Source organism: Pseudomonas vancouverensis, assembly GCF_004348895.1.
GTDB lineage: Bacteria > Pseudomonadota > Gammaproteobacteria > Pseudomonadales > Pseudomonadaceae > Aquipseudomonas > Aquipseudomonas vancouverensis.
This window is the reverse complement of sequence record NZ_RRZK01000008.1, coordinates 270,862-296,708: the sequence shown is the minus strand read 5'-3', so window position 1 is coordinate 296,708 and position 25,847 is coordinate 270,862. Positions and strand designations below refer to the sequence as shown.

Here is a 25,847-nt window from a genome sequence, read left to right as displayed (position 1 = left end):
TCATCGCGAGCAAGCTCGCTCCCACAGGTCCATCGGTGGCTTGAAGATCGTGGTCAGGGCGGATCAAGCCGATCCAGCGCCCGATTCACCGCCAGTTCCCCCAGCATAATCACCTGCGCAATCCCCAGCAGCGCATGACGACTGCTCCCCTGCAAGTGATCCACCAGATCGTTGGCCATGACATTGGCCGACGCCAGCGACTCACTGGCATGCACCAGCAAGGTTTCTGTACTGAGTTCGGGATTGACGATGAACATCGTGCAGGGGGTGCGCGGGGTGGCCATGATTGCAGGGCCGGGATCGGGACTTTCGTGCGGGGATGTCGGATCGGTGTCGGGCGGGTTGGGTGTTGGTTTGATTATGAAGTGAGCCTCTAGCGCGATTAGCAAAAGAGCCATCACCCCCGCTACCAAACGAAGGGTGGCGGCCACACGCGGGTTGGTAGACCGGTCGCACTAGAACCCGGCGCCCGCAAGGGAGCCCCGCGCATGGCCACCATAGAAAACACAGTCTCAACAATGACTGCATCAAGGTGACGCGATGCGCCTAGAACGAACTCGGGCTACCAAACCCGATCGCTGATTTTCAGCGACGGGAAACGATAAAACCCACGGTCTAGACGCACAAGCCGGCGGATTCTGGCGTACCTGTAGGCAATGACGCAAGGTGTTGTAGCTTTCATCAAGTAACGCTGACAGCGGTTAAACAAACGCGTACAGACCCCGATTTACGGGGCTATCGGTGCTGATTTTCCCAGGCAAACAATGGAAATGTCCTACGTATTTTTCAGGTTGGCGACCGGAAGCACGAGCATTAACGTGATGTATCCAATTAGGGAAGAAAGTCAGCTCGCCCAAGACAGGGTGCTCTTTCGGGTATGAAGGGTGAAACCATTGCATGAACAAAACACTCGTCGAAAAATCAAACCACCCCACTGACGACATTTGGCGCTATGATCGCGTCAAATGTCGCATGGAGGTACTGGGAATGCCCGCCGTCAAATCCACAGAAAAAGGAGTCAAAACGAAGCGTGCCACCCGCACGCCGACCGAGATGTTGCTGCATGGTCGCAAGGGCGACACGCGCATGCTGATTATCCGGTACACACAGGAAGGTTTTGATTTAAGCGATGTCAGGGACATGATTTCCACCTCTGAGCTCTACATGGAGCACGACCTCGTTCAGCGCATAACCGGGAAATCGCTTCGAACCGTACAACGGTTGGCAAAGGAAACCGAACCAGTGCGTTTGAACCGGCAGCAAAGCACGGTTGCCTTTCAGTACGCACAGGTTCTGGAGCACGCCATCAACGTGTTTGGCAGTCAGCCATTGGCAGAGGATTGGTTGAAGAAACCCTGCAAGTTCCTTGAGGGCCATATCCCCTTGGAACTGATCGACAACACGTTGGGCTTCCAGGTAGTTGAAGACTATCTGTCACGGATTGAACACGGGGTCTATCAATGAATCCTTTGCCCTGGGATGGAACCTGGCACGCCTGGCGTCTGGACCGCGCAGCGTTCAAGGATACCTGGGACAGCGGCATTGGAGCACAGCGGTCCGGTGGCCGATGGAACCCACCCGGCCGCCGGGTTATCTATGCCTCGGCCGACCCGGCTACAGCCATTCTGGAAGTCGCCACCCACACAGGTTTCGATACCCTCGACAGGGTGCCTCATGTGCTGACGTGTTTCGAAGTGCTGGATTCGAACACCATCAAAGTTGTGCAGCCCGAAGATGTGCCGAACCCGAACTGGCTTGTCCCATCTGAACTCTCTCCCAACCAGCAAAGCTTTGCTGATGGTTTACTGGCCGAGCATCCGTTCGTACTGATTCCGTCTGCTGTCTCTCGCCACTCCTGGAATCTGCTGGTCAGCTGTGACCTGGCAACAGACCGATTCAAGCTGGTGTCACAGGAACGTTTTGGGCTCGATCCACGCCTGCTGAAATAAGCATGAGTGAGAGAACCCACCACGGATAAAAACAAGTATCTGTCCACGCCTATCCCCCAAGGGATATATACACCGCAAAACCCCCATTGCTAGTTTGGCCCCCGACGCACTGTTCATCACTGCAAGGGAGCCCGACCATGAACGACACCCCGCCAAGCGATATCGAATTCTGCAACGTGGTCAAACGCTATGGCGAGGTGCAGGCCGTCAGTGGTTTGAATTTCGCGGTGAAGCGCGGTTCGTTCCACTCCTTTCTCGGCGGCTCGGGCTGCGGCAAGACCACCACGTTGCGCATGATCGCCGGGTTCGAGCAGCCCACCAGCGGCGAAGTGCGGCTGGCCGGTAAAAGCGTGGCCGGTGTGCCGGCGTTCGAGCGGCCGGTGAACATGGTGTTCCAGCATTACGCGCTGTTCCCGCACCTGACCGTGGCGCAGAACATTGCCTACGGCCTGCGTTATCGCAACCCGCGCCCGGACAAGAAACAGCAACTGCGCATGGCCGATGAGGCCCTGGAAATGGTCCGCCTCAGCGGTTTCGGGCAGCGCAAGCCAAGCGAATTGTCCGGCGGCCAGCAACAGCGTGTCGCCCTCGCCCGCGCCCTGGTCAACAAGCCCACCGTGCTGCTGCTCGACGAGCCACTGGCGGCGCTCGACCGCAAGCTGCGCAAGGAAATGCAGTCGGAACTGCTGCGCCTGCAACGGGAAGTGGGCATCACCTTCGTGCTGGTCACCCACGACCAGGAAGAAGCCCTGTCGATGAGCGACAGCATCAGCGTGATGCACAGCGGCTCGATCATTCAGACCGCGACGCCGGAACAACTTTATGAAGCCCCGGCCAGTCGCTACGTGGCCGACTTCATCGGCGAATCCAACCTGTTCGACGGCACCGTGCGCCAGCTCAACGGCAACTCGGTGGTGCTGCGCACCGAACAAGGCCTGGAACTGACCAGCCCACTCACGCCGAACGGCAAGGCCCTGAGCGCCAACGCGCCGGGCTGCATCGCCGTACGCCCGGAGCTGATCAGCATTGCCGGCGCCAACGCCGACATGGCCCGGGAAGTGAAGCTGCCAGGTTCGGTCGAGGACCGTATCTACCTGGGCAACACCACCGAATACCGCGTGCGCACCCAGGCCTTTGGCGTGGTCTGCGTGCGCGTACCGCGCCAGCAGGATCACGGCGCCAATGCATTCGAACACGGCGCAGCGGTTCGCGTCGGCTGGGATCACGCCAATGGCCTGGCCATGGCGTTGTAAATCATCGATTCGTTTCATCAACCGGATGTGGAGCGTGCTATGGACCAGAAGACTTTTATAAAAACCCTGCGCAGCTGGCAGAACGGCTCGATCACCCGTCGTGATTTCCTTGGCCGCACGGGCCTGGGCATCGCGGCCGCTGTGGTCGCCACCAACATGCCGGGGCTGTTGACCTCCACGGCCGAGGCGGCGGAAACCACCAAGCTCGGTGATCGCCTGTCGCTGGCGACCTGGCCGAACTACCACAGTCAGGAAAACCTCGACGCCTTCGGCAAGACCACCGGCGCCCGGGTGTCGATGAGCGTGTTCGGTTCCAACGAAGAAATGCTCGCCAAGTTGCAGGCCGGCGGCAGCGGCTGGGACGTGCTGGTGCCGACCAACTACACCATCAGCACCTACGTCGGCCTCGGCCTGATCGAGCCACTGGACCTGTCACGCATTCCCAACTTCGACGCCTCGGCCTTCCAGCAGAAGTTCATGGCCCAGGGCACCGTCGACGGCAAGATCTACGCCGTGCCGAAAAACTGGGGCACCACCGGCATGCTCTACGACACCAGCAAGCTCAAGGATGGCCCGAGCAGCTGGAAGGAATTCTGGGCCGCTGCCCAGGGCCCGGCCAGCGGTCGCACCATGGTCCACGACTATCAGTTGACGGCCATCGGCAACGCCCTGAAAAGCTTCGGCTACAGCTTCAACTCCCTCGATCCGAAAGAACTGGCCGATGCGGAAAAGCTGCTGATCGAGACCAAGCCGCACCTGTTCGCGATCAACTCCGACATCCAGCCATCGATGCGCAGCGGCGATGCCTGGCTGGCGATGTCGTGGACCGGCGACGCGTCGCAACTGCACCGCGACAACGCGCAGATGCAGTTCGAACTGGGCAAGGAAGGTGGCGAGTTGTGGAGTGATTTCTTCGCGATCCCGAAAAGCTCGGAGCACAAGGACGCCGCCTACGCCTTCATCAACTACCTGCTCGACCCGCAGCACAACAAATTGGAAGTGCTCAGCCACGGCTACCCGAGCGGTGACAAGCGAGTCGATGCGCTGCTGCCGACCGCCATGCTCAACGACCCGATCATGTACCCGGCCGCCGAAGCCCTGAGCCCGCTGGAGTTCGGTGCCGCCGCCACGCTGACCAGTCCGGCCCGCGCCGAACTGATGGCGCGCTTCAAGTCCGCGTGATCGCCTGACCATGGCCAATGAGGAGCCACCGATGAATGCCACCGTCCACCCGCCGCTGGTGCAGCCGGGCAATGCCCTGTCTGTCGAGGTTCGCCAGCGGCGCAGCCTCGGCCGGCGCATCACCCTGTTGATGCTCTTGCCCTCGACCCTGTGGTTCCTGCTGCTGTTGTTGATGCCGCTGGTGATCATCATGGTCTTCAGTTTCGGCGAGCGCAGCGCCGTGGGCGGTTACGCCGGTGGTTTCACCCTGGCCAACTACCTCAACCTCGGCTCCCGTGGCGCGGCATTCAGCAACACGCTGATGCTGGCGCCACTGGGCACCCTGGTGTGCCTGGTGGCGGCCTATCCGCTGGCGTACTTCCTCGCGGTCAAGGTCACCGAGAACCGTTCGCTGTTGCTGACACTGGTGATCGTGCCGTTCTGGACCAGCTTCCTGATCCGCACCTACGCGTGGATCTTCATCCTCAGCGGCAAGGGCATTCCGGCGATGCTGGCCAGCCTCGGCCTTGAAGATGTTCGATTGATCAACACGCCCTGGGCGGTGCTGATCGGCATCGTCTACGGCTACCTGCCGCTGATGGTGTTCCCGATTTACGTCAGCCTGGAAAAGCTCGACAAACGCCTGCTGGAAGCCTCGGCGGATCTGGGCGCCAGCGCTTTCGAAAGTTTCCGTCGGATCACCCTGCCGCTGTCGGCGCCGGGGATCATTACCGGGGTGATGCTGGTGTTCATCCTGCTGATGGGCGAGTTCCTGATCCCGGCGATTCTCGGCGGTGGCAAGGTGTTCTTTGTCGGCAACGCACTGGTCGACCTGTTCCTGCAATCACGCAACTGGCCGTTCGGCAGTGCGTTGGCCATGACGCTGGTGGTGATGATGCTGTTGATCATCGGTGTCTACTTGAAACTGGTGGCGCGCTACGGCGGCCGCCCTGCCGATGGAGGGCTGTGACATGTGGCTGCGCAGCTATTCAACCTCGCTGTACCTGTTTCTCTACGCGCCGATTGCCCTGATCGTGCTGTTCAGCTTCAACGCCGGGCGCAGCGGCCTGGCGTTCCAGTGCTGTTCAGTGCAGTGGTTCGGCACCGCTTTCAGCAACCCGTTCATCATGGAAGCCCTCGGTCATAGCGCCTTCATTGCCTTCAGCTCGGCGCTGATTGCCACGCTGTTCGGCACCCTCGCGGTGTTCGGCCTGCAGCGGGCCAGTCGCAGGGTGCGCCTGCTGTTCGACGTGCTGACCTATTGCGCGATCATCGTACCCGGCATCGTCATCGGCATCTCGACGCTGATTGCCTTCATCAGCCTGTTCGACCTGATCAACCCGCTGTTGGCGAGCTGGTTGCCCGACGTGCCGCGCCTGAACATGGGTTTTGCCACGGTGATTGCCGCGCACTCGCTGTTCACCATGGCCCTGGTGATGGTCATCGTGCGCAGTCGTGTGGATTCCCTGGACAAGGCACTGCTGGAAGCCTCGGCGGATTTGTACGCACCGCCAATGGACACCTTCTGGCGCGTGACCCTGCCGCAGATCAGTCCGGCGATCATGGCCGGATTCCTGCTCGCATTCACCTTCAGCTTCGACGATTTCATCATCGCGTTCTTCGTCGCCGGCTCGGAAACCACCTTGCCGATCTACATCTTTTCCTCGATCCGCCGTGGGGTCACGCCGGAGATCAACGCAGTGTCCACGGTGATCATCTGCCTGTCGCTGGCCTTGCTGTTCACTTCCCGCCATCTGCAAAACCGCCGCACCGGCGTCCAGGAGTCGCACCATGCGTGATCAGCTTTACATCAACGGCGAGTGGGTCAGCCCCGACCTGGGCGGTTACCTGGATGTCATCGACCCGGCCACCGAGCAGGTTTTCCATAAGGTTGCGGCGGGCACTGAAGAAGACGTTGACCACGCGGTGCGCGCGGCGCGGCGAGCCTTCGACAACGGTTGGGGCAAAACCAGCGGCGCCGAGCGTGCGCAGTGGCTGGAAGCCCTCGCCGATGAACTGGAAAGCGGCCAGCAGGCGTTGTCGGAGCTGGAAGTACGGGATAACGGCAAGCCCCTGCCCGAAGCCCAGTGGGACATCGGTGATGCCATTGGTTGTTTCCGTTATTACGCCGGGCTGGCCAGGGAACTGGATCAACAGCAGGACCAGCCGCTGGCCTTGCCCGACGAACGTTTCCGTTGCCGCATTCGCCACGAACCGATAGGCGTAGCCGGGCAGATCATTCCGTGGAATTACCCGCTGCTGATGGCGGCGTGGAAAGTCGCCCCGGCCCTGGCGGCAGGTACGACTGTGGTGTTGAAACCCTCAGAGCTGACACCGCTCACCGCGCTGGAACTGGCCGCCGCCGCCGACCGTATCGGCCTGCCTGCCGGGGTACTGAACGTGGTCACCGGCCTGGGTGCCGACGCTGGCAGCCCGCTCACCGAGCACCCTGGCGTGGACAAACTGGCCTTCACCGGCAGCGTGCCGACCGGGGCGAAGATCATGTCGGCGGCGGCCCGCGACATCAAGAACATCAGCCTGGAACTGGGCGGCAAGTCGGCCTTTATCGTGTTCGACGATGCCGATGTCGAAGCCGCCGTCGAGTGGATTCTGTTCGGGATTTTCTGGAACCAGGGCCAGGTGTGCAGCGCTACCTCACGCTTGTTGGTGCAGGACGGCATTGCTCCGCGGCTGATCGAGCGGCTGGTCGAGGAAACCCGCAAAATCAGCATCGGCCCGGGCATGGAGCCCGGTGTGTTGCTTGGTCCGCTGGTCAGTCAGGGTCAGTACGACAAGGTCCTGGGTTTTGTCGATCAAGGGCTGGCCAGTGGGGCGAAGCTGCTCACTGGCGGGCGGCGTCCGGCCCATTTGAAAGAGGGTTATTTCGTCGAGCCGGCGATTTTCGACGAGCCGGGGCACAACAGCATTCTATGGCGCGAAGAGGTGTTTGGCCCGGTGTTGTGCGTCAAGCGCTTCAAGACCGAGGAACAGGCCGTGCAAATGGCCAACGCCAGCCGCTTCGGTCTCGCTGCGGCCGTGATGAGTGCGGACCTGCAACGCACCGCCCGAGTGGCCAACCAGATACGTGCGGGGATCGTCTGGGTCAACTGCTCGCAGCCGACCTTCGTCGAAGCACCGTGGGGCGGCATGAAGCACAGCGGTATCGGTCGGGAACTGGGTGAATGGGGGCTGCATAATTACCTGGAGGTCAAGCAGGTGACCGAGTACGTCAGTGACAAGGCTTGGGGGTGGTATTTGAAGTAAGAAGATGCTCAACATTGTCGGTGACTGACACTCCGTCATCGCGAGCAAGCTCGCTCCCACAGTGGTCCGAGTCGTCTAAAGATTTTGTGTGCACAGAGGACTCCTGTGGGAGCGAGCTTGTCTCCGGGCGGCGATCCGACGATAGCAGACTAACAGTCACTGCATGGGTGTCAGTCATGCCGCCATCGTCGGATCGCCGCCCGGAGACATGCTCGCTCCTACAGAGGACGCTTAAATCAGCAGTTCCAGGGTATCGAACAACGCCGCATCCTCCGCCTTGGCCGACCGTGCGCGGCGGCGGATGACCTGGAACAGGCAGTCAACAAAGCACTGCCCGGCCACACCCAGCTGGGCATTGCGCCGGGTGACGATGCCGATGGTGTCGGTGGCGAAGGTTTCCTCCAGCGCCAGGCGCCCTACCCGTTCGCGGTAGCCGGGAATGGTCAGCATCGGCTCGGGAAAGTAGCTGAGCATGTCGGTCTGTTCGACCAGTGACAACGACAGTTGCGGCGAATGGGCGCGGTGAATGTGCTGCATGTCGATCTGTGCGCCGTGCTGCCAGAACAGTTCATTCATCACGCTTTCGTGGTTGCTGTCCGGGTAGTTGACCACCCAGTCCTGCTCCAGCAAGTCATGGATGCTGCGGCTGTCGCGCAGCGGGTGACCGTGGCGCGCAACCACCGCCATGCCGTAGGAAAAAATCTGTTCGCTGACGAACTCCGGGCGTGGCAGCAACGACGATACCAGCCCCACCGCAAACTCCATGGTGCCGTCGCGCAAACGCGGCAAGGTCACCGCCATCAGGCCTTCGAATATCTCCAGGCGCACCCGCGGCATGCGCTGGCGGAACAGGGTCACCACCTCGGGCAGCAACGTCATGCCCATCCACGGCGAGATGCCCAGGCGCAACTGCCCTTCGGCCTGATCGCTCAGGTGCGCCAGTTCCAGTTGCGCACGCTCCAGTTGGCTGAGCATCTGCCGCGCATGCTGCAACAGCGACTGCCCGTAATGGGTCAGCACCACACCACTGGCGTTGCGCACCAGTAGCGGCAGGTTGAGGTCGTCCTCCAGCTCACGCAAAGCCTTGGCCACTGCCGTCTGCGATACGCCCAGTTGCCGCGCCGCCGCGCGAATGCTGCCGCAATCGGCAATCATCACCAGCGCGCGCAATTGATGCAGCTTCATCCCTTCCCTCCTGACCCTGGGGGTGTAAACCACTGGTTTTCAGCCCACCCTTTTTGCGACTGCCGCGGCCTTCGCCAACTTATTAGGATCGCAGGGTATCAGCCCCACCGCCGATAACGACCAATAAAAACCAGGAGAACCTGATGAACAACCTGCCCGCGCTGCCCGGTATTCGTGCGCTCGAAGCCGAAATGATCGCCCTGCGCCAACACATCCACGCGCACCCGGAACTGAGCTTCGAAGAGTTCGCCACCGCCGACCTGGTGGCCGGCAAGCTGCAGGACTGGGGTTATCAGGTGCACCGCGGTCTGGGCGGCACTGGCGTTGTCGGCCTGCTGCGCAACGGCAGCGGCAGCAAAACCATCGGCCTGCGCGCCGACATGGACGCGCTGCCGATCATCGAGCAGACCGGGCTGCCCTACACCAGCCGCCACGAAGGGGTGATGCACGCCTGCGGACATGACGGTCACACGGCGATGCTGCTGGCCGCGGCCAAACACCTGGCCGACAGCCGTGAGTTCGACGGCTCGCTGGTGGTGATCTTCCAGCCCGCCGAAGAAGGTGACGGAGGCGCCCAGCGCATGCTCGACGACGGCCTGTTCGAGCTGTTCCCCTGCGATGCGATATTCGCCATGCACAACATGCCGGGGCTGCCGGAGGGCAAACTTGGTTTTCTGCCCGGCCCGTTCATGGCGTCGACCGACACCGTGAGTATCCGCGTAGATGGCGTCGGCGGTCACGGGGCGATGCCGCACAAGGCCGTCGACCCTGTGCTGGCCGGCTCGGCCATCGTCATGGCCTTGCAGAGCATCGTCGCGCGTAACGTCGCGCCGCTGGACACCGCCGTGGTCACGGTCGGCGCGTTCCACGCCGGGATCGCCGCCAATGTGATCCCCGATCATGCCGATTTGCAGTTGAGCGTACGCGCCCTGAAGTCAGAGGTCCGCGACGAACTGATTGCACGCATCACCCGCGTCGCCGAAGCCCAGGCCGCCAGTTTCGGTGCCCGCGCCACGGTCACCGTCGACCAGGCGCAACGCTTCCCGGCCTTGTTCAATCACCCGGAAAACACCGAGTTCGCACGCAAAGTGGCACTCGACTGGGTCGGCGAAGAAGGCCTGATCGCCAACATGCAACCGCTGACCGGCAGCGAGGATTTCGCCGTGATGCTCGAACATTGCCCCGGCTGCTACCTACTGATCGGCAACGGCGACGGTGAAGGCGGCTGCATGGTGCATAACCCCGGCTATGACTTCAACGACAACTGCCTGGCGACAGGCGCGAGCTACTGGGTACGCCTGGTCGAGACCTTTCTCGTCTGAGTTCGTCCCTATCGCCCACGTCTTCAGGAGTTCGTCACATGTCCCATTCTGCGACCACTGCGTTGCCGGCCGCTTCGGCGGATCGGCGGCCGATCGGTGCCAAGTCCATCGCCGCCATCACCATCGGTTCGGGTCTGGAGTTCTACGATTTCTCGGTCTACAGCTTTTTCGCCACGCTTATCGGCCGGCAGTTTTTCCCCGTGGAAAGCAGTCTCGGGCAACTGTTGCTGTCACTGGCGACCTTCGGCGTCGGCTTCGGCATGCGCCCCATCGGCGGTCTGGTGCTGGGCGCCTACGCCGACCGCGCCGGACGTAAACCGGCAATGATGCTGACCCTGTGGCTGATGGCCCTGGGCTCGCTGCTGTTCACCGTGGCACCGACCTACGCGCAGATTGGCATCGCCGCGCCGCTGCTGATTGTGCTGGCGCGGCTGATTCAGGGCTTCGCCATCGGCGGAGAGGTCGGCGCCTCGACGGCGATGCTGATGGAGCACGCCGATGACCACAACCGGGGTTTCTATGGCAGTTGGCAGCTGTTCAGCCAGGGCTTGAGCTTCCTGCTCGGTGCGCTGGTGGCCCTGGCCCTGAGTTCATCACTGGCACCCGAAGACCTGGAAAGCTGGGGCTGGCGCGTGCCGTTTGCCCTGGGGATGCTGGTGATTCCGGTGGGCATCTACATCCGTCGCCATCTCAAGGAAACCGCCGCCGAAACCGCCCACGGCCATGAGGCACCGTCCAGTGTGCGGGTGATCTTCAGCAGCTATCGCCGACTGATCGTCACCGGCGTGCTGTTGGTGATCGGCAGCACGGCGTCGAGCTACATCGTGCTCGACTACATGACCAACTACACGGTCACCGTGCTGCACCTGCCGATGACCATGGGCACCACCGCCGCCTGCCTCGGTGCGCTGGTGCAGATCGGCCTGTCGATCTGGGCCGGCAGGCTCAGCGACCGCATCGGCCGGCGGCGCACCATTGCCCTGGGCGCCATACCGATGCTGCTGTTGATCTACCCCGCGTTCATCCTGATGAACCACTTCCCGACCCTCGGCACCCTGTTGCTCGTGTCGCTGCTGACCACCCTGCTGCTGGTGTTGATCACCGTGCCCACTTTGGTGCTGGTGACCGAGATGTTCCCACGGGCCATTCGTGCCACCGGGCTGTCGATCATCTACTGCCTGGGGGTTTCGGTGTTCGGCGGCTTCGCGCAGTTCTTCGCCACCGGGCTGATCGGCCTGACCGGCAACAACAATGCGCCGGCGCTGTACGTGATGTTTTGCCTGTGCCTGACCCTGATCGGGTTGGCGCGAGTGAAGGAAATGGCCGGCAAGCCGCTGGACTGACCAACCGCAGAAACAGTCGAGCCGCACAGCTGTGCGGCTCGTTTGATTTTCTCTTATACGGTAACCACTTCACTCGCCACCGGCCCTTTACGGCGCCGACGCTCGAACCACAGGTACACCACAGGCGTGGTGTACAGCGTGAGGATCTGCGACACCGCCAGACCGCCGACAATCGCAATGCCCAACGGCTGGCGCAACTCCGAGCCGGCACCATGACCGAAGGCCAGTGGTACGGCGCCGAGCAAGGCCGCCAACGAGGTCATCAGGATCGGCCGCAAGCGCAACAGACAGCCTTCCCGAACCGCGTCCCGCGGCGACAAGCCCCGCTCCTGCGCCTGCAGGGTGAAGTCGACGATCATGATCGCGTTCTTCTTGACGATGCCGATCAGCAAAATGATGCCGATCATCCCCAACACCGACAGATCCTGACCACAGAGCATCAACGCCAATAGCGCACCGAAGCCGGCCGACGGCAGGGTCGAGATGATGGTCAGCGGATGGATCGGATTTTCGTACAGCACCCCGAGCACGATGTACACGGTGAGAATCGCCGCGAGGATCAGCCAGGGCTGCGACTTCAACGAATCCTGAAACGCCTGGGCCGTGCCCTGGAAACTGCCCACCACCGTGTCCGGCATGGCCACCGCCAGCGATGCCTGGTTGATCGCCGTGACCGCATCACTCAAGGCATGACCGGGCGCAAGGTCGAACGACAGCGTGATCGCCGGGAATACCCCCTGATGGTTGATGATGATCGGCACCTGCTCGGTCTTGACGCTGGCCAGCAGGTTCAGCGGCACCATGGCTCCGGAACCGGCGCGGACAAACAGGTGCTCCAGGGTCGCGGTAGAGGTTTGCCAGCTCGGGTCGAGTTCGAGGATCACGTGGTTCTGGTCGAGCTGGGTGAACATGGTTGCGATCTGCCGCTGACCGAAGGCGTCATACAGCACATCGTCGATGGCTTGCACCGTGACGCCTAATCGCGCCGCCGTGGGGCGATCGATCACCAGGGTCGACTGAGCGATGGCCTGCTGCTGGTCCGAGGTCACGTGTTGCAGTTGCGGCAGGGTCTTGAGTTTTGCCAGCAACACGCCGCTCCAATGATCCAGTTCGACGCTGTCCGGGTCCTGCAGGGTGTACTGGTATTGGGTCTTGCTGGCCCGGCCACCGATCTGGATGTCCTGGTTGGCCTGCATGAACACCTTGACCCCGGACAGCCGGTCGAGGGCCGGTTGCAGGCGGCGAATGACCTCGCCGGCGCTGGCGCTGCGCTCGCTGAAGGGTTTGAGGTTGATCATCACCTTGCCCTGGCTGACGGTCGGGTTGGGGCCGATCCAGAAGTACACCCGGGCCACGGCCGGGTCCTGGCCGATGATCTCGGCGGCACGGTTGACCTGGGCGCGCATGGCGATGGGCGAGATGTCTGCCGCCGCTTCGGCAACGCCCTGGATCAGACCGTTGTCCTGCTGTGGGAAGAAACCCTTGGGAATGCCGACGTACAGCACCGCAGTCGCCGCCAGTGTGGCAACGGCGACAGCCAGGGTGATGCGTTGATGATCCAAAACCCAGTCGAGGCTGCGGCGATAGCCGTTGTGCAGGCGGTCGAATACCCGCTCGCAGGCCAGAGCAAAGCGGCTCTCTTCCTGGTCGGCATGGGGTTTGAGCAACCAGGCGCAGAGCATCGGCGTGATGGTCAGGGAAACGATGCCGGACATGATGATCGCCACACTGACGGTCACCGCGAACTCGCGCATCAGGCGCCCGACAATGCCCGACATCAGCAGGATCGGCAGGAACACCGCAATCAGCGACACCGTCATCGAGACAATGGTAAAGGCCACCTCGCGCAAGCCATCGACCGCCGCTTGCAGGCGTGACTTGCCCATCTCCAGGTGACGGACAATGTTCTCCATGACCACGATGGCATCGTCGACCACGAAGCCGACAGCAATCGCCAGGCCCATGATCGACAGGTTGTCGAGGCTGTAGCCCAGCAAATACATCACGCCGAACGTCGCCACCAGCGACAGCGGGATGGTCAGGCTCGGAATCAAGGTGGCGGTGGCCTTGCGCAGGAACACGAAGATCACCACGACCACCAGGGCAATCGACAGCAGCAAAGTGAACTGCATGTCGTTGACCGAGGCTTCGATGGTCTGGGTGCGGTCGCCGACCACTTGCACCTGCACGTCGCGGGGCAAGGAGGCGGTCAGTTCCGGCAACTTGGCCTTGATCGTGGCGATGGTCGACAGCAGGTTGAAACCCGGTTGCTTGTGGATGTCGACGATCACCGTCGGCTCGGCACCCAGTTGCGCCGCCTGCTGGGTGTCTTCGGCACCGGCGATCACCCGCCCCAGGTCACCCAGCTTGATCGGCATGCCGTTCTTGTAGGCGATGACCTGATCGCGATAGTGCTGCGGGTCGAGCAACTGGTCGGTGGCACCAAGGGTGATCGAGCGGCTCTGGCCATCAAGGCTGCCCTTGGGCTGGTCGAGGGTGCTGACACCGATCACGCTGCGCACGTCCTCCAGGGTCAGGCCACGGGCCGCCAGGGCATCCGGGTCGATCTGCACCCGCACTGCCGGTTTTTGCTCACCGTGAAAATCCACCAGGCCCACCCCCGGCATCTGCGACAGACGCTGGGCGATGTAGTTGTCGGCGTAGCGATCCAGCTCCGGCAAGGTGCGGGTCGGTGAGGTCACAGCCAAGGACATCACGGTGCCTTCGGCCGGGTTGACCTTGTTGAAGGTCGGCGCACTGGACATGGTCTTGGGCAGGTTCGGCGTGGCGGTGTTGATCGCCGTCTGCACGTCCTGTGCGGCGCCGTCGATGTCCCGCGACAGGTCGAACTGCAGCACCACCTGGGTCTTGCCGGCGGCGCTGGACGAGGTCATCGAGGTGACCTGCGGCACCGCGGCAAAGGCCCGCTCCAAGGGTGTCGCCACAGACGACGCCATGGTTTCGGCGCTGGCCCCGGAGAGTTTGGCGGTGACCTGGATGGTCGGAAAATCCACCGTCGGCAGCGGCGCCACCGGCAGGTGAAAATAGGCGAAGGCACCCAGCAGCATGACCCCGAGGGCCAGCAGACTGAGCCCAGTGCGGCGTTGAATCAGTCCGGCGAGGCCGCTCATTGCGCCGCCTCCGCCAGATCGGCAGCGGCGTCGGTCTTCACCGGCGTGACCTTGAGCCCCGGCGCGACCCGGGACTGGCCCTGCACCACCACCGTTTCTCCCGCCGCCAGCCCCTGGCGAATCCACTGCTTGCCATCGACCACGGTGGCGGCATCGACCAGGCGTGGCTGCACCCGCTGATCGGCATCGACCACGTAGACAAAATTACCCTGGCGTCCCAGCTGCACGGCATCGGCCGGCACCACCGCGACGTCCTTGCGGGTTTGCACCAGCAGCCGTGCGCTCACCAGTTCACCTGGCCAGAGTTTCGCCGCGGCGTTGTCGAACTGCGCCTTGAGCTGGATCTGGCCGCTGGCGGCGGTCACCTGACTGTCGATGAAACTCAGTTGACCGCGAGCGATTTCCTGCTGGCCGTCGCGGGTCATGGCGACCACCTGCAAGGCACCCTTGGCGTTCTCTTCGAGAATTTCCGCCAGCTCATCCTGAGACACGGCGAACGCCACGGAAATCGGGTCCATCTGGGTGATGGTCACCAGTCCCGTGGCTTCGGCGCCATGGGCAATCGAACCGACATCCAGCAGGCGCTGGCCGGTGCGCCCGGTCAGCGGCGCCTTGACCTGGGTGAACTCCAGTTGCAGGCGTGCGCTATCCAGCGCCGCTTGATCCGCTTGCACCGTGGCCTGCTGGGCGGCCAGTTGCGCGCGGTAAGTGTCGACGTCCTGGGTCGGCCCGGCCTTGGCGGCGGCCAGTTTACTGGCGCGATCCAGGTTGACCTTGAGGTTGGCCAGTTGCGCCTGATCCTTGGCCACCAACGCCTGGGCCTGCGCGACCTGGGCCTGATACACCCGTGGATCGATCACCGCCAGCAGGCTGCCGGCGGTGACCGTCTGACCTTCGTTGAACAGCACCTTTTGCAGTTCACCGTCGACCCGCACCCGCACGTTGACGCTGTTGAGCGCCTGCACATTGCCGATGGCGCTGATCCAGATCGGCAGGTCCTGCCGGCTGACCTGGCTCATTTGCACCGGCACTGCCGCGCTGTCGGTCTGCACCGGCGCGGCGTGGGCCTGCCTGATCCATTGAAAACCACCAAGGGCAGCAGCCAGCGAGAGCACGGCCAGTCCCCCAAACACAACGCGACGACCTGGGTTCAAGGCATTCATGGGTGAGCCACCTGAGCAATGGAATTGGAAGCGAGGGTGTCGGCGGAAAAGTCCCCGCCCAAGGCGCGGAACAGACCGACGGCGGCCTGCAAGTGCTGGAGGCGAACCTGCAACAGCGTGTCTTCGGCCTGATATTGGTTACGCTCGACGATCAGCAGTGTCTGGAAGTCGGTGGAACCGAGGCGGTAGCGCACCTGGGCCAGGCGCGCGGCTTCACGGGCCGAGTCGACGGCAGACTGGTTAAGCGCGTAGCTCTTGTCCAGTTCACGGGCGGCGCTGAGCTGGGTTTCCACGTCCTGCAGGCCTTCGATGATCGACTCGCGATAACTCGACGTCAGTTCCTGGACATGGGCCTGGTCGAAATGCAGTTGGCCCTTGAGCTGACCACCGGCGAACAAGGGTTGGCTGATGCTGCCGATGGCGCTCCAGATCTGCCCGCCCGCCAGGGTGTCGATACCGCCCAGCAAGTCCAGCGACAGGTTGGGCAAAAACGCGGCGCGGGCGACGCCGACGTCGAAGTTGGCCGATTGCAGCCGTGCCTCGGCGGCCTGAATGTCCGGACGCTGGCGCAGCAGGCCGATCGGCAGTCCGGTCGATGGCTGTGGCACTTGCAGGGCCTTCAAGCCGTCGCCTTGCACGGTGAAGCCTTCCGGCGGTGCACCGACCAGCACGGCCAACTGGTACAAGGCCAGATCGCGCTGCTGGCGCAGTGGCGGCATTGCCGCTTCAAAGGTCTGCATGGCATTGCGCTGCTGCTCGACTTCGAGGTTCGACACCGCGCCCTGACTGGCCTGGACCTGCACCAGGTCCAGCACCTGCCGCGCGTCATCGGCAATGGACTGGGCCAGGCGCAGGCGATCGGTCAGCGACAGCACTTCGAAGTAACGGTCGGCAATGCTCGCGCCCAGGCTCATGCGCAGGGTCTGGGCATCGAACACCGTGGCATTGGCCAGGGCATCGGCCGAATCCGCCGCCGCGCGCTGTTTGCCCCAGAAATCGATTTCATAAGTCGCTTCGGCAAACACGCTGCGTTTTTCCGTGGTGCCGTAATTGTTCTGGCGCTGGTAATTGCCGCCCAGGTTCAGTGCCGGGTATTGCCCCGCACCCGCCACCTGCGCCGAGGCGCGGGCTTCATCGATGCGGCTGACCGCGGCCTTGAGGGTGTAATTGGACGCCAGTCCGCGAGCGATCAATTGATCCAACTCGGCACTGTGAAATTCGCGCCACCATTGACCACCGGCGGCCGCCGAGCCCGCCTCGGCGCCCTGCCATTGCTGCGCCAACGGCAGCGCTGGCTGCCGATACTCGGGCACCATGGAACAGCCGCCGAGCATCAGCGCGCCAAGCAACGCCACGGATAAAGGTGAACGACACGCAGCGCGCCAACCGCGCGCCGCCAAGGTTGAAACCGACATGGGCAAGCCATCCCCTCGCTTGAGCCTCTGTGGAGCAATCCACGAATGCCGCGAAGATAACCAGGGGTGCCTGCCAGAGCGTTCGCCGGCAGATAAACTTTTGTTCAGCCTTGCGCCGGTGCGACCTGAAAGCTGTAGCCGGCGCCGGGAATGGTCTTGATCAGCGAGTACGCGAAACCTTCATCGAGTTTGCGCCGCAGGCGATGGATGTGTTTGTCGATGACGTTGTCGTTGGGGTCGAAGTCATAGTCCCAGGCGCTGTCGAGCAGCATGTCGCGGGTGACCACCTGGCCGCTGTGGCGCATGAGTTTTTCCAGCAGCAACGCCTCGCGATGCTGCAAGGCAATGACCCGACCTTGCCGCACCGCCGTGCGCGTGGCGCAGTCCAGCTGCAATTCGCCGACCTGCAACTGCCGCGAGGAACCGGCGACCGGGTCGCGCCCGCGCAGCAAGGCATCGAGCCGAGCCAGCACCTCGGCGAAGGCATAGGGCTTGGCCAGGTAATCGTCACAACCGGCCTGCAAGCCTTGCACCTTGTCGGTGGTCGAGGCCTGTGCACTGAGCATCAGGATCGGCACCCGCAGCTGCCGCGCACGCACCGCCTTGATCAGCTCGATGCCGTCGAGGCCGGGCAAGCGCCGGTCGACAATCAAGGCGTCATAAATGCCTTCGAGGGCCATGCCCAGCCCCGCATCACCATCGTCGGCGATATCGACCACATGCCCGCTTTCGCTCAAGCCGCGCAGCAGGTAGGCGGCGGTCTGGGCATCATCTTCAACCACGAGAATGCGCAAGGCACTGTCTCCTGAACTCGAACCTGAACTTTTATTTAGCCAACGGGAACGTGACGCCGGCGCAGGCTTTGCCACACTATGCCATCTCTGCCCGATCAAGTGAGCGGTTCAACTGCCATGACCCATGTACTGGTCGTCGAAGACGACTTGCCCACCTGCCGTGAAATCGAAGCGGCCCTGTGTGACCACGGCTTCACCGTCAGTTGCGTGAACAATGGCCGCGAGGGCCTGTTGAAGGCGCTGAGCGAACCGTTTGACCTGATCGTGCTCGACCGCATGCTGCCCGGCGGCCTCGATGGCCTGGGCGTGCTGACGGCGTTGCGCGCGGCCAGTGTCAGCACGCCGGTGTTGATCCTCAGCGCCCTCAGCGCCCTCGACGAACGGGTGCGTGGCCTGCGCGCCGGTGGTGATGACTACCTGACCAAGCCGTTCGAGTTCATCGAACTGACCGCCCGTCTGGACGCCTTGAACCGCCGTCGTGCCGAGCCGGTTGCCGAGCCTCGGGAGACGCGCCTGCGCGTCGCCAATCTGGAAGTCGACCTGCTCAGCCGCTCGGTCCGTCGTGGCGAACGGCTGATCGAGCTGGTGCCTCGGGAATACGCGCTGCTCGAACACCTGATCCGCAACGCCGGACAAGTGGTCACCCGCACCATGCTCTTCGAAGCGGTGTGGAACTACAGCTATGACGAGCGCACCAACGTGATCGAAGTACACATGAGCCGCCTGCGCCGCAAGATCGACGGTGAAGGTGAGCCGCCGATGATCCATACCATTCGTGGAGCCGGTTATGTCCTCCGTTCGCCTGAGTGAAATCCCGCGCACCATCAGCTTTCGCACGGGATTGCTGTTTCTCGGCCTGTTCGGCTGCTCGTTCCTCGCACTGTTCGGCTACGTCTATTGGCAGACCGCGTTCTACCTGAAAGCCGAAGCCGATACCGCACTGTACCGCCAAGTAGAAAACCGCAGCGCCCAGGACCCCGAATTGCAGCTCAAGGAGATCCGCAACCATGCCGTGCAGGACGTCGAGGCCCGCCTGCCCCACAGCCTGTTCGATGCTGACGGCCGCTTCATCGCTGGCGCCATCCGCCAGCTGCCGCCCTTCTCGGCCTACGACAAACCCCAGGAATTCAGTTGGGTCAAGGACAACGGGCGCAAGCGTCCGGTGCGTTTCATCGTCCATCGTCTGGCCGACGGCAAGACCTTGCTGGTGGCCCAGGATATTCACGACATTCGTGAGTTCGATGAGCTGCTGATCCGCGCGCTGATCTCTGGCGGCGTGTTGCTGCTGGTGGTGGGCCTGTTCGGTGCGGTGCTGCTGGGTTACTCGGCACACCGCCGCCTGGACAAGGTCAGCCGCTCGATCAAGGGCATCATCGAAGGCGACTTGACCGGACGCCTGCCGATCCAGGGCAACAACGACGACATCGACCGCCTCGCTTCGGTGGTCAACGGCATGCTCGATGAACTGGAGCGGCTGATGAGCGAGGTCAAGGGCGTGTGCGACGACATCGCCCACGACTTGCGTACCCCGCTGACCCGGCTGATCGCCGGCCTCGAGCGCACCCAGCGCCGTGGCCTGGATGAGGCCGAGTACGCGGCCAGCATCGACGCGGCGCTGATCGAAGCCAAAGCCCTGTTGCTGACCTTCAAAGCCCTGTTGCGCATCTCGGAAATCGAAAACAGCGCACGGCGCAGTCATTTCGCGCCGCTGGACCTCAACCTGATCAGCGCCGACGCCGCCGAGCTGTACGAGCCACTGGCCGAAGAGCGTGGCATCAGCCTGACCCTCAATGAAAGCCAGGCACCGGCGATCATCGCCGGCGATGCGCAGTTGCTGTTCGATGCGATCTGCAACCTGCTGGACAACGCCATCAAGTTTTGCCCGGACCACAGCCAGATCAGCCTGAGTGTGATCGCCGAACCCGGCAGCGTCGGCATTCGTGTGCTGGACAACGGGCCGGGGATCGCCCCGGCGGAACGCGAAGCTGTCCTCCGGCGTCTTTATCGCGCCGAATCCAGCCGCCATACACCGGGCAATGGCCTGGGCCTGAGCATGGTCTCGGCGGTGGCGCGCCTGCATGACATGAAGCTGACAGTCAGCGATGCCGCCCCAGGCTGCCGTATCGATCTGCTCGGTTCGGCAAACCATTTGCCGGCCCTCAGTCTGAGCTAAGTTTCGCTGGGTAATTTCTCTCCTGCGCAAGTCCTGCGCTGCTCAGGAGAGGCTGACCACCCATGAATCCCGTAAAAGCCGGATGGCTCAACAAAGTACCCGAAGTGACGCTGGCCTTCTGGATCATCAAGATCCTGTCCACCACAGTCGGTGAAACCGGCGCCGACTTTCTCGCCGTCGACGTCGGTTTCGGCGCCGGTCCGACCAGTATCGGCATGGCCTTGCTGCTGGGCATCGCTCTGTTCCTGCAACTGCGCACCAAGGCTTACACGCCGTGGATCTACTGGCTGACCGTGGTGCTGGTGAGCATCGTCGGCACGCAGATCACCGACATCCTCACCGACATGCTCGACGTCAGTCTGTACGCCAGCACCGCCGTGTTCTCCGTGCTGTTGGCGATCAATTTCTACATCTGGTATCGGGTGGAGCACAACCTGTCGATCCGCGAGATCGTCACGCCACGCCGGGAGTGGTTCTACTGGACCACGGTGCTGTGCACCTTCGCCCTCGGCACCGCCGCCGGTGACCTGGCCACCGAAGCCCTCGGTCTTGGCTTTACCCTCGGCGCAGTGATTTTCGGTGCCTTGATTGCCGCCACCCTGATTGCCTGGCGCATGGGCGCCAACGTGGTGCTGACCTTCTGGATCGCCTACATCCTGACCCGCCCGTTCGGCGCCTCCCTCGGCGACCTGCTGACCCAGGCCAAGACCTACGGCGGCCTCGGCATGGGCGCGGCCTGGACCAGCGCGATCTTCCTGACCGTCATCGTGCTGCTGGTGGCCGCTGCGCAAATCAGCGTCGGCAACCGCAAGCCCCTTACTCAATAAACGCTTAACGACTCAACAAGGAATCATCATGCGCGTACTTCAAAACATCATTCGTCACACCGCCATCGTCTCGGCCATTTTCCTGCTGGGCATCGCCACCGGCTGTTCGAAACCGGCCGACAAACCCGCCAGCAGCGCAGCCAGCAGTTCGGCGAGCACGCAAAGCCAGTCCGCCTCGAAATTGGGCGACCTGTCGGAGTTCCGCACCATCGCCGCCGACGTCAGTGCCCTGGTCGAGAAAAACGACCTGGCCGGCGCCAAGGCCCGCATCAAGGACCTGGAAACCGCCTGGGACTCCGCCGAAGCGGGCATCAAGCCACGCGCCGCCAGTGACTGGCACGTGCTGGACAAGGCCATCGACCGTGCCCTCGACGCCCTGCGCGCCAACAGTCCTCAGCAGAGCGACTGCAAGGCACGCATGGATGAGTTGATGAAAGCCTTCGACTCCATGCAAGCCAAGGCCTGATTGCGACGGCGGACAAACGCCGGCACAGGTGCTTCAATACAAGCGCGACGGCCCTGGCCCTCGCGCTTTTTTTTGATGGAGCGGGACATGCGGATATTGCTGGTCGAAGACGACCCGATGATTGGTGACGCCATCCAGGGCGCACTGATGGATGCGAGCTACGCCACCGACTGGGTGAAGAATGGCCTGACCGCGCTGTCGGCCTTGCAAACCCAAGCCTACGATCTGGTATTGCTGGACCTCGGCCTGCCGGGCAAGGACGGGCTGGACGTGCTCGACAGCATCCGTGGGGGCAACAACCCGGTGCCGTTGCTGATCATCACCGCCCGGGACAATCTCGATGACCGTTTGCGCGGCCTCGACGGTGGCGCCGACGACTACCTGCTCAAGCCCTTCGCGATGGCCGAACTGCTGGCGCGCATGCGTGCCGTGCTGCGGCGCAAGGGTGGCAATGCCCAGTCGGTACTGGACAACGGCGTGGTATCGCTCGACCTGGTGTCGAAACAGGCCAGCACCGCCGACGCTGCCGATGTGCAACTCTCCGCCCGCGAGTTTGCGCTGCTGCAAGCGCTGCTCATCCGACCGGGGGCGATTCTCTCGCGCAGCGAACTCGAAGACCGCCTCTACGGCTGGGGCAATGAAGTGGAAAGCAACGCCGTGGAATTCCTGATTCACTCGCTGCGGCGCAAGCTGGGCAACCAGGTCATCAAGAACGTCAGGGGGATGGGATGGATGGTTTCCAAAAGCGCTTGAGCGAGTCGCTGCAGCTGCGCCTGTCGGTGGCGCTGTCGCTGGCGATCTTGCTGGTGGCGCTGCTGGCCGGGGTGTTCGCCTTTGTCTCGGCCATCGATGAAGCCCACGAAATGCAGGACGAAAGCCTGCGGCATGTCGCGGTGCTGTTCGACCGCCAGCACATGACCCTGCGTTACCCGGCGGGTGAGCACGTCGCCGGTGACGACGAGGAATCGCGGATCATCGTGCAGTACCTGGCCGACAGTCACCTCGCCGTCGGCAACGACGACAGCGTGATACCGCTGCCCTTCCCCACCACCCTCGCCGACGGCCTGACGACGCTGAACATTGCCGGCGAAGACTTTCGCGCGCTGGTCCGGACCACGGCCACCGGCGAGCGCATCGTTGTCGCCCAGGAAATCGGCGTGCGCAACAAGGAAGCCCGGGAAAGTGCCTGGCGCAGCCTCCTGCCGTTCATGATTCTGTTCCCGGTGCTGTTGCTGCTGGTCAGCGATCTGGTGCGCAAGCTGTTCCGCCCCATTGCCAGCCTGTCGGCCGAGATCGATCAACGGGACAAACAGGCCCTGCACCCCATCGACGAACAGCATCTGCCGACGGAGATTCGTCCGTTCGTGGTCGCCATCAACCGCCTGCTGGCGCGGGTTGCCCAGTCGATGGAGAACCAGCGGCGCTTCATCGCCGATGCCGCCCATGAGTTGCGCTCGCCGATGACCGCGCTGTCGTTGCAGGCCGAACGCCTGGCGGCCACCGAGCTGCCGGCCCCGGCCCGTGAACGCCTGCTGCCGTTGTCCCGGGGCATCGAGCGCAGCCGGCAATTGATCGACCAGTTACTGGCGCTGGCGGCCGCGCAATCGAGCCCCGAACGGGCGCTGACCCGGGTTTCCGTCCACCAGATCTATCGGCGGGTGCTGGAAGACTTGCTGCCGCAGGCCGAACGCAAAAGCATCGACATTGGCGTCGAAGGCGACGAGGACGTGCAGCTGACAGTCAACGAAATGGACCTGCTGATCCTGGTGAAGAACCTGGCGGACAATGCGATTCGCTACACGCCTGCGGGTGGACGTGTCGATCTGTCGGTCGAACGCACGGCAGCGTCTATCGTTCTTCAGGTCCGCGACTCCGGTCCCGGCATCAGCGCAGAAGAACAGGCGCGAGTGTTCGACCCGTTCTATCGCAGCATGGGCACCGATGAGAGTGGCTCGGGGCTGGGTCTGTCCATCGTCAAGGCCATTGCCGAGCGCATGGGCGCGCAGGTGCGACTGGGCTTCACCGACGAGGCGGCGCACAGCGGTTTGTGCGTGTCGGTGCTGTTGAAGGCCGATTCGACGAGCTAATGACTGGCCTCAAGGTTGTCCGGCTCGGCTTGCGTCCGAGCGGCCGGCAGCCGTAGCGTAATCACCATCAATATCAGGCCAACCACGGCGATGCTGCTGTAGACGCCGGTGAAGGTCGCACTGTAACTGGCCAGCCACCCGGCACTGTAGTTACCGAGCATGCCGCCAGTGCCCTGCATGACGTTGGCGACCGCGAAGATTGCCACCGCCATGGCCGGGGTGGTGGCCATTTTCGAGACATAGGCCGGAATCAGGCCGAAGATCGGATAGAACGCCAGGGAAAACAGCACGCCGGCAATCAGCGGCCAGTAGCCTTGCGGGTAAAACACCAGGATCAGTGCGGCGGCAACGACACCGCCATAGACCATCAGCATCGCCGTGCGCAGCCCCGCACGATCGGACAGCCAGCCCACCGCCAGCCCGGCGAACATGCCAACCAGGCCCATGGTGCCCCAGATCTGCGCGGTGAAATCCACGCTGAAGCCCAATTCCGTGCGCAGGTAGGACGACATGAAGTTCTGAAAGGGAAAGGTCGAAAAACCGACCAGAAAGTTCATCGCCCACACCGACAGCACCCAGGGCTTGATGATCTCGCTGTCACGGCTGAACAATCGGCTCGACGGCAAACCTTCACGCTCAGGCACCTGAGCCGGCGTCGGGCGAGACAGCAAGCCTGCACGCTGAAACACCAGCCACACCAGTGCGGCAGCCACCACCGTGATACCGCCGACCCACCACCAGACACTGCGCCACTCGCCCGATGGCGCGTAAATGGGTACCAACAGGCTGTTGATGAACACGCCGTAACTGGTGCCGCTGGAGACCAGCCCCATCGCCATGCCGCGATAACGGAACGGCACGCTTCTGGAAATCACATCCACCATCGGCACGAACACGGTCGCTGCCGTCCCGGCCAGCACGGTCAGCAAGGCGCCGATCAGCAGGATGTTCCGCGCCAGGGGCACCAGCAGCAAGGCCAGCGCGCAGACCACTCCCGAGCCGAGAATCACTCGCCCGCCGCCAACCCGGGGTGTCAGCCACGCTGCAAACAGCGCCGCGACGAGAAAACCGAACTGGCCCGCCGCGGTAATTGCGCCGACATAAGCGAAGTCGAAACCCAGCGCCGCACGCATGTCGGGCACCAGCTGGGCGAACAGGTAGATGCCAAACCCGTAGGTGGCCGCCACCAGTGCGGTGAGCAAGAGCACGATAACGGCTTTGATCGACATGGCGCGGCCTCCCTGTTCCTGATCGGCCACTATACGATCTACGCCCCGGCCATCGCCGCCAAAAGCGCTGTGCCCTGTTCTGTTTGCGTCAGTGGGTTCTACGTCAGATCAGGCAATCACCTGCGCATACACCGAGCGGTCGACATTGCCGCCGGACAGAATCACTGCGACCCGTTTGCCCGCCATGGCCTCACGCTCCTGCATCAGGGCGGCCAACGCCGAGGCGCCGGCGCCTTCGGCGAGGTTGTGGGTGTCGGTGTAATACACGCGCATGGCTTCGGCGATCTGCGCGTCGCTGACCGAAACGATCCGCTCGGCGCCGGTGGCGTAGACCGCAAAGGCTTCGGCAATCGGCTTGCGCACGGCCAGACCGTCGGCAAAGGTATTGGCCGACGGGGTTTCCTGCAGACTGCCGGCATCAAAGGACAACTTCGCGGCCTCGGCCTCGGTGGAGACCACGCCGACCACACGGGTCTTCAATCCCAGTGCGTCACGGGCGGCAATCACGCCACAGATCCCCGAGCCGCTGCCGATGGGCACGTAGACGGTGTGCAGGTCAGCCGCTGCGCGGAACAGCTCCAGCGCATAGGTGGCCACGCCCTTGACCAGTTCGGCATGAAAGGGTGGCACCAGGTACAGGTTGTGCTGTTGTGCCAGGCGTGCGGCCTCTTCCCGCGCTTCGTCGAAATCGCGACCGAACTCCACCACTTCACCGCCAAACCCGCGCATCGCGTTGTTCTTTTCCACCGAGTTGCCCAGCGGCACCACGATCAGCGCCTGCAAGCCCAGCGCATTCGCCGCCAGCGCCAGGCTCTGGCCATGGTTGCCGCGGGTCGCCGTGACAATACCTTTGACCTCGGGGTGCGCCTGTTTCAGCCAGTGCAAAAAGGTGATGCCGCCACGCACCTTGAAGGCACCGGTGGGTGTGTGATTTTCGTGTTTGACCCAGACCTTGCAACCCAGGCGCTCAGCCAACAACGGCCAGGAGTACTGGGCAGTCGCGGGCATGACCTGGTAGACGAGACGCGCCGCTTGTTCGATGTCTGCGAGTGTCAGTGGCTGCATGGGGAGGCTCCTTGAGGTTT

Annotated in this window: 23 protein-coding genes; 15 read left to right on the top strand and 8 right to left on the bottom strand. The window is 63.0% G+C overall.

The genetic code is table 11. The annotated features are described in order from the left end of the window. Positions 1-53: 53 nt before the first annotated feature. The gene (locus tag EIY72_RS09055) at positions 54-362 is read right to left on the bottom strand and encodes a DUF6124 family protein (RefSeq protein WP_093230459.1); all 309 of its coding nucleotides are present in this window, start codon (positions 360-362) and stop codon (positions 54-56) included. A 625-nt stretch (positions 363-987) separates the two neighbouring features. Between EIY72_RS09055 and EIY72_RS09050 the strand changes: the two genes are divergently transcribed. The 7 genes from EIY72_RS09050 to EIY72_RS09020 all read left to right on the top strand — a co-directional run bounded on the left by EIY72_RS09050 (position 988) and on the right by EIY72_RS09020 (position 7,627). Then, on the top strand, positions 988-1,464 hold the full coding sequence (locus EIY72_RS09050; RefSeq protein ID WP_093219048.1) for an antitoxin Xre/MbcA/ParS toxin-binding domain-containing protein: 477 nt from the start codon (positions 988-990) through the stop codon (positions 1,462-1,464). Next, a complete protein-coding gene (locus tag EIY72_RS09045; RefSeq protein ID WP_093219046.1) occupies positions 1,461-1,949 on the top strand; it encodes an RES family NAD+ phosphorylase in 489 nt (162 codons plus the stop codon). The genes EIY72_RS09050 and EIY72_RS09045 overlap by 4 nt, the downstream gene beginning before the upstream one ends. 137 nt (positions 1,950-2,086) lie before the next feature. Beyond that, entirely contained in the window at positions 2,087-3,202 is a 1,116-nt protein-coding gene (locus EIY72_RS09040) for an ABC transporter ATP-binding protein (protein WP_093219044.1), read from the top strand. A gap of 39 nt (positions 3,203-3,241) precedes the next feature. Further along, entirely contained in the window at positions 3,242-4,384 is a 1,143-nt protein-coding gene (locus tag EIY72_RS09035; RefSeq protein WP_093219041.1) for an ABC transporter substrate-binding protein, read from the top strand. A 31-nt stretch (positions 4,385-4,415) separates the two neighbouring features. Continuing rightward, positions 4,416-5,333 (top strand): ABC transporter permease, encoded by a 918-nt coding sequence (locus EIY72_RS09030; protein WP_093219038.1) that lies wholly within the window; start codon positions 4,416-4,418, stop codon positions 5,331-5,333. Position 5,334: 1 nt separating this feature from the next. After that, complete coding sequence (locus EIY72_RS09025; RefSeq protein ID WP_093219035.1) at positions 5,335-6,162, top strand: ABC transporter permease; 828 nt, start codon at positions 5,335-5,337, stop codon at positions 6,160-6,162. Beyond that, positions 6,155-7,627, top strand: a complete 1,473-nt coding sequence (locus EIY72_RS09020) for an aldehyde dehydrogenase family protein (RefSeq protein ID WP_093219032.1) — start codon at positions 6,155-6,157, stop codon at positions 7,625-7,627. The genes EIY72_RS09025 and EIY72_RS09020 overlap by 8 nt, the downstream gene beginning before the upstream one ends. 231 nt (positions 7,628-7,858) lie before the next feature. On the opposite strand, the gene EIY72_RS09015 is transcribed toward EIY72_RS09020, so the two are convergent. Continuing rightward, positions 7,859-8,812, bottom strand: a complete 954-nt coding sequence (locus EIY72_RS09015; protein ID WP_093219030.1) for a LysR family transcriptional regulator — start codon at positions 8,810-8,812, stop codon at positions 7,859-7,861. A 143-nt stretch (positions 8,813-8,955) separates the two neighbouring features. On the opposite strand from EIY72_RS09015, the gene EIY72_RS09010 reads away from it, so the two are divergent. Continuing rightward, on the top strand, positions 8,956-10,134 hold the full coding sequence (locus EIY72_RS09010) for a M20 aminoacylase family protein (RefSeq protein ID WP_093219027.1): 1,179 nt from the start codon (positions 8,956-8,958) through the stop codon (positions 10,132-10,134). Between the two features lie 38 nt (positions 10,135-10,172). After that, positions 10,173-11,477, top strand: a complete 1,305-nt coding sequence (locus EIY72_RS09005; RefSeq protein ID WP_093219024.1) for an MFS transporter — start codon at positions 10,173-10,175, stop codon at positions 11,475-11,477. 53 nt (positions 11,478-11,530) lie between these two features. On the opposite strand, the gene EIY72_RS09000 is transcribed toward EIY72_RS09005, so the two are convergent. From EIY72_RS09000 to EIY72_RS08985, 4 genes are all read right to left on the bottom strand, one after another. Continuing rightward, on the bottom strand, positions 11,531-14,608 hold the full coding sequence (locus EIY72_RS09000) for an efflux RND transporter permease subunit (RefSeq protein WP_093219021.1): 3,078 nt from the start codon (positions 14,606-14,608) through the stop codon (positions 11,531-11,533). Further along, a complete protein-coding gene (locus tag EIY72_RS08995; protein ID WP_093219018.1) occupies positions 14,605-15,771 on the bottom strand; it encodes an efflux RND transporter periplasmic adaptor subunit in 1,167 nt (388 codons plus the stop codon). Before EIY72_RS08995 ends, EIY72_RS09000 begins: the two co-directional genes overlap by 4 nt. After that, positions 15,768-17,186 (bottom strand): efflux transporter outer membrane subunit, encoded by a 1,419-nt coding sequence (locus EIY72_RS08990; RefSeq protein WP_093219016.1) that lies wholly within the window; start codon positions 17,184-17,186, stop codon positions 15,768-15,770. Before EIY72_RS08990 ends, EIY72_RS08995 begins: the two co-directional genes overlap by 4 nt. A 104-nt stretch (positions 17,187-17,290) precedes the next feature. Then, positions 17,291-17,980 (bottom strand): response regulator transcription factor, encoded by a 690-nt coding sequence (locus tag EIY72_RS08985; protein WP_093219013.1) that lies wholly within the window; start codon positions 17,978-17,980, stop codon positions 17,291-17,293. 117 nt (positions 17,981-18,097) lie between these two features. Here EIY72_RS08985 and EIY72_RS08980 point away from each other — a divergent pair, with 117 nt between their 5' ends. The 6 genes from EIY72_RS08980 to EIY72_RS08955 all read left to right on the top strand — a co-directional run bounded on the left by EIY72_RS08980 (position 18,098) and on the right by EIY72_RS08955 (position 23,533). Next, on the top strand, positions 18,098-18,790 hold the full coding sequence (locus EIY72_RS08980; protein ID WP_093219006.1) for a response regulator transcription factor: 693 nt from the start codon (positions 18,098-18,100) through the stop codon (positions 18,788-18,790). Next, positions 18,768-20,153 (top strand): sensor histidine kinase, encoded by a 1,386-nt coding sequence (locus EIY72_RS08975; RefSeq protein WP_093219002.1) that lies wholly within the window; start codon positions 18,768-18,770, stop codon positions 20,151-20,153. Before EIY72_RS08980 ends, EIY72_RS08975 begins: the two co-directional genes overlap by 23 nt. A 62-nt stretch (positions 20,154-20,215) precedes the next feature. Continuing rightward, complete coding sequence (locus EIY72_RS08970) at positions 20,216-20,980, top strand: COG4705 family protein (RefSeq protein WP_093218999.1); 765 nt, start codon at positions 20,216-20,218, stop codon at positions 20,978-20,980. A 28-nt stretch (positions 20,981-21,008) separates the two neighbouring features. Next, positions 21,009-21,446, top strand: a complete 438-nt coding sequence (locus tag EIY72_RS08965) for a hypothetical protein (RefSeq protein ID WP_093218996.1) — start codon at positions 21,009-21,011, stop codon at positions 21,444-21,446. 87 nt (positions 21,447-21,533) lie between these two features. After that, positions 21,534-22,199 carry a response regulator gene (locus EIY72_RS08960; RefSeq protein ID WP_093218993.1) on the top strand — a complete coding sequence of 222 codons (666 nt, stop codon included), beginning with the start codon at positions 21,534-21,536 and terminating at the stop codon, positions 22,197-22,199. After that, positions 22,175-23,533 (top strand): ATP-binding protein, encoded by a 1,359-nt coding sequence (locus EIY72_RS08955; protein ID WP_093218991.1) that lies wholly within the window; start codon positions 22,175-22,177, stop codon positions 23,531-23,533. The genes EIY72_RS08960 and EIY72_RS08955 overlap by 25 nt, the downstream gene beginning before the upstream one ends. Here the strand turns inward: EIY72_RS08955 and EIY72_RS08950 are convergent. Together EIY72_RS08950 and EIY72_RS08945 are read right to left on the bottom strand one after the other, a co-directional pair. Then, positions 23,530-24,762, bottom strand: a complete 1,233-nt coding sequence (locus tag EIY72_RS08950; protein WP_093218988.1) for an MFS transporter — start codon at positions 24,760-24,762, stop codon at positions 23,530-23,532. The genes EIY72_RS08955 and EIY72_RS08950 overlap by 4 nt on opposite strands. A gap of 108 nt (positions 24,763-24,870) precedes the next feature. Further along, on the bottom strand, positions 24,871-25,827 hold the full coding sequence (locus tag EIY72_RS08945) for a threonine dehydratase (RefSeq protein WP_093218985.1): 957 nt from the start codon (positions 25,825-25,827) through the stop codon (positions 24,871-24,873). Positions 25,828-25,847 lie beyond the last annotated feature (20 nt).

Bases quoted from the DNA above. Each gene is read 5' to 3' on its own strand.
- EIY72_RS09050 (WP_093219048.1), top strand. From the start codon at position 988: ATGCCCGCCGTCAAATCCACAGAAAAAGGAGTCAAAACGAAGCGTGCC.
- EIY72_RS09045 (WP_093219046.1), top strand. From the start codon at position 1,461: ATGAATCCTTTGCCCTGGGATGGAACCTGGCACGCCTGGCGTCTGGAC.
- EIY72_RS09040 (WP_093219044.1), top strand. From the start codon at position 2,087: ATGAACGACACCCCGCCAAGCGATATCGAATTCTGCAACGTGGTCAAA.
- EIY72_RS09035 (WP_093219041.1), top strand. From the start codon at position 3,242: ATGGACCAGAAGACTTTTATAAAAACCCTGCGCAGCTGGCAGAACGGC.
- EIY72_RS09030 (WP_093219038.1), top strand. From the start codon at position 4,416: ATGAATGCCACCGTCCACCCGCCGCTGGTGCAGCCGGGCAATGCCCTG.
- EIY72_RS09025 (WP_093219035.1), top strand. From the start codon at position 5,335: ATGTGGCTGCGCAGCTATTCAACCTCGCTGTACCTGTTTCTCTACGCG.
- EIY72_RS09020 (WP_093219032.1), top strand. From the start codon at position 6,155: ATGCGTGATCAGCTTTACATCAACGGCGAGTGGGTCAGCCCCGACCTG.
- EIY72_RS09015 (WP_093219030.1), bottom strand. From the start codon at position 8,812: ATGAAGCTGCATCAATTGCGCGCGCTGGTGATGATTGCCGATTGCGGC.
- EIY72_RS09010 (WP_093219027.1), top strand. From the start codon at position 8,956: ATGAACAACCTGCCCGCGCTGCCCGGTATTCGTGCGCTCGAAGCCGAA.
- EIY72_RS09005 (WP_093219024.1), top strand. From the start codon at position 10,173: ATGTCCCATTCTGCGACCACTGCGTTGCCGGCCGCTTCGGCGGATCGG.
- EIY72_RS09000 (WP_093219021.1), bottom strand. From the start codon at position 14,608: ATGAGCGGCCTCGCCGGACTGATTCAACGCCGCACTGGGCTCAGTCTG.
- EIY72_RS08995 (WP_093219018.1), bottom strand. From the start codon at position 15,771: ATGAATGCCTTGAACCCAGGTCGTCGCGTTGTGTTTGGGGGACTGGCC.
- EIY72_RS08990 (WP_093219016.1), bottom strand. From the start codon at position 17,186: ATGTCGGTTTCAACCTTGGCGGCGCGCGGTTGGCGCGCTGCGTGTCGT.
- EIY72_RS08980 (WP_093219006.1), top strand. From the start codon at position 18,098: ATGACCCATGTACTGGTCGTCGAAGACGACTTGCCCACCTGCCGTGAA.
- EIY72_RS08975 (WP_093219002.1), top strand. From the start codon at position 18,768: ATGTCCTCCGTTCGCCTGAGTGAAATCCCGCGCACCATCAGCTTTCGC.
- EIY72_RS08970 (WP_093218999.1), top strand. From the start codon at position 20,216: ATGAATCCCGTAAAAGCCGGATGGCTCAACAAAGTACCCGAAGTGACG.
- EIY72_RS08965 (WP_093218996.1), top strand. From the start codon at position 21,009: ATGCGCGTACTTCAAAACATCATTCGTCACACCGCCATCGTCTCGGCC.
- EIY72_RS08960 (WP_093218993.1), top strand. From the start codon at position 21,534: ATGCGGATATTGCTGGTCGAAGACGACCCGATGATTGGTGACGCCATC.
- EIY72_RS08955 (WP_093218991.1), top strand. From the start codon at position 22,175: ATGGATGGTTTCCAAAAGCGCTTGAGCGAGTCGCTGCAGCTGCGCCTG.
- EIY72_RS08950 (WP_093218988.1), bottom strand. From the start codon at position 24,762: ATGTCGATCAAAGCCGTTATCGTGCTCTTGCTCACCGCACTGGTGGCG.
- EIY72_RS08945 (WP_093218985.1), bottom strand. From the start codon at position 25,827: ATGCAGCCACTGACACTCGCAGACATCGAACAAGCGGCGCGTCTCGTC.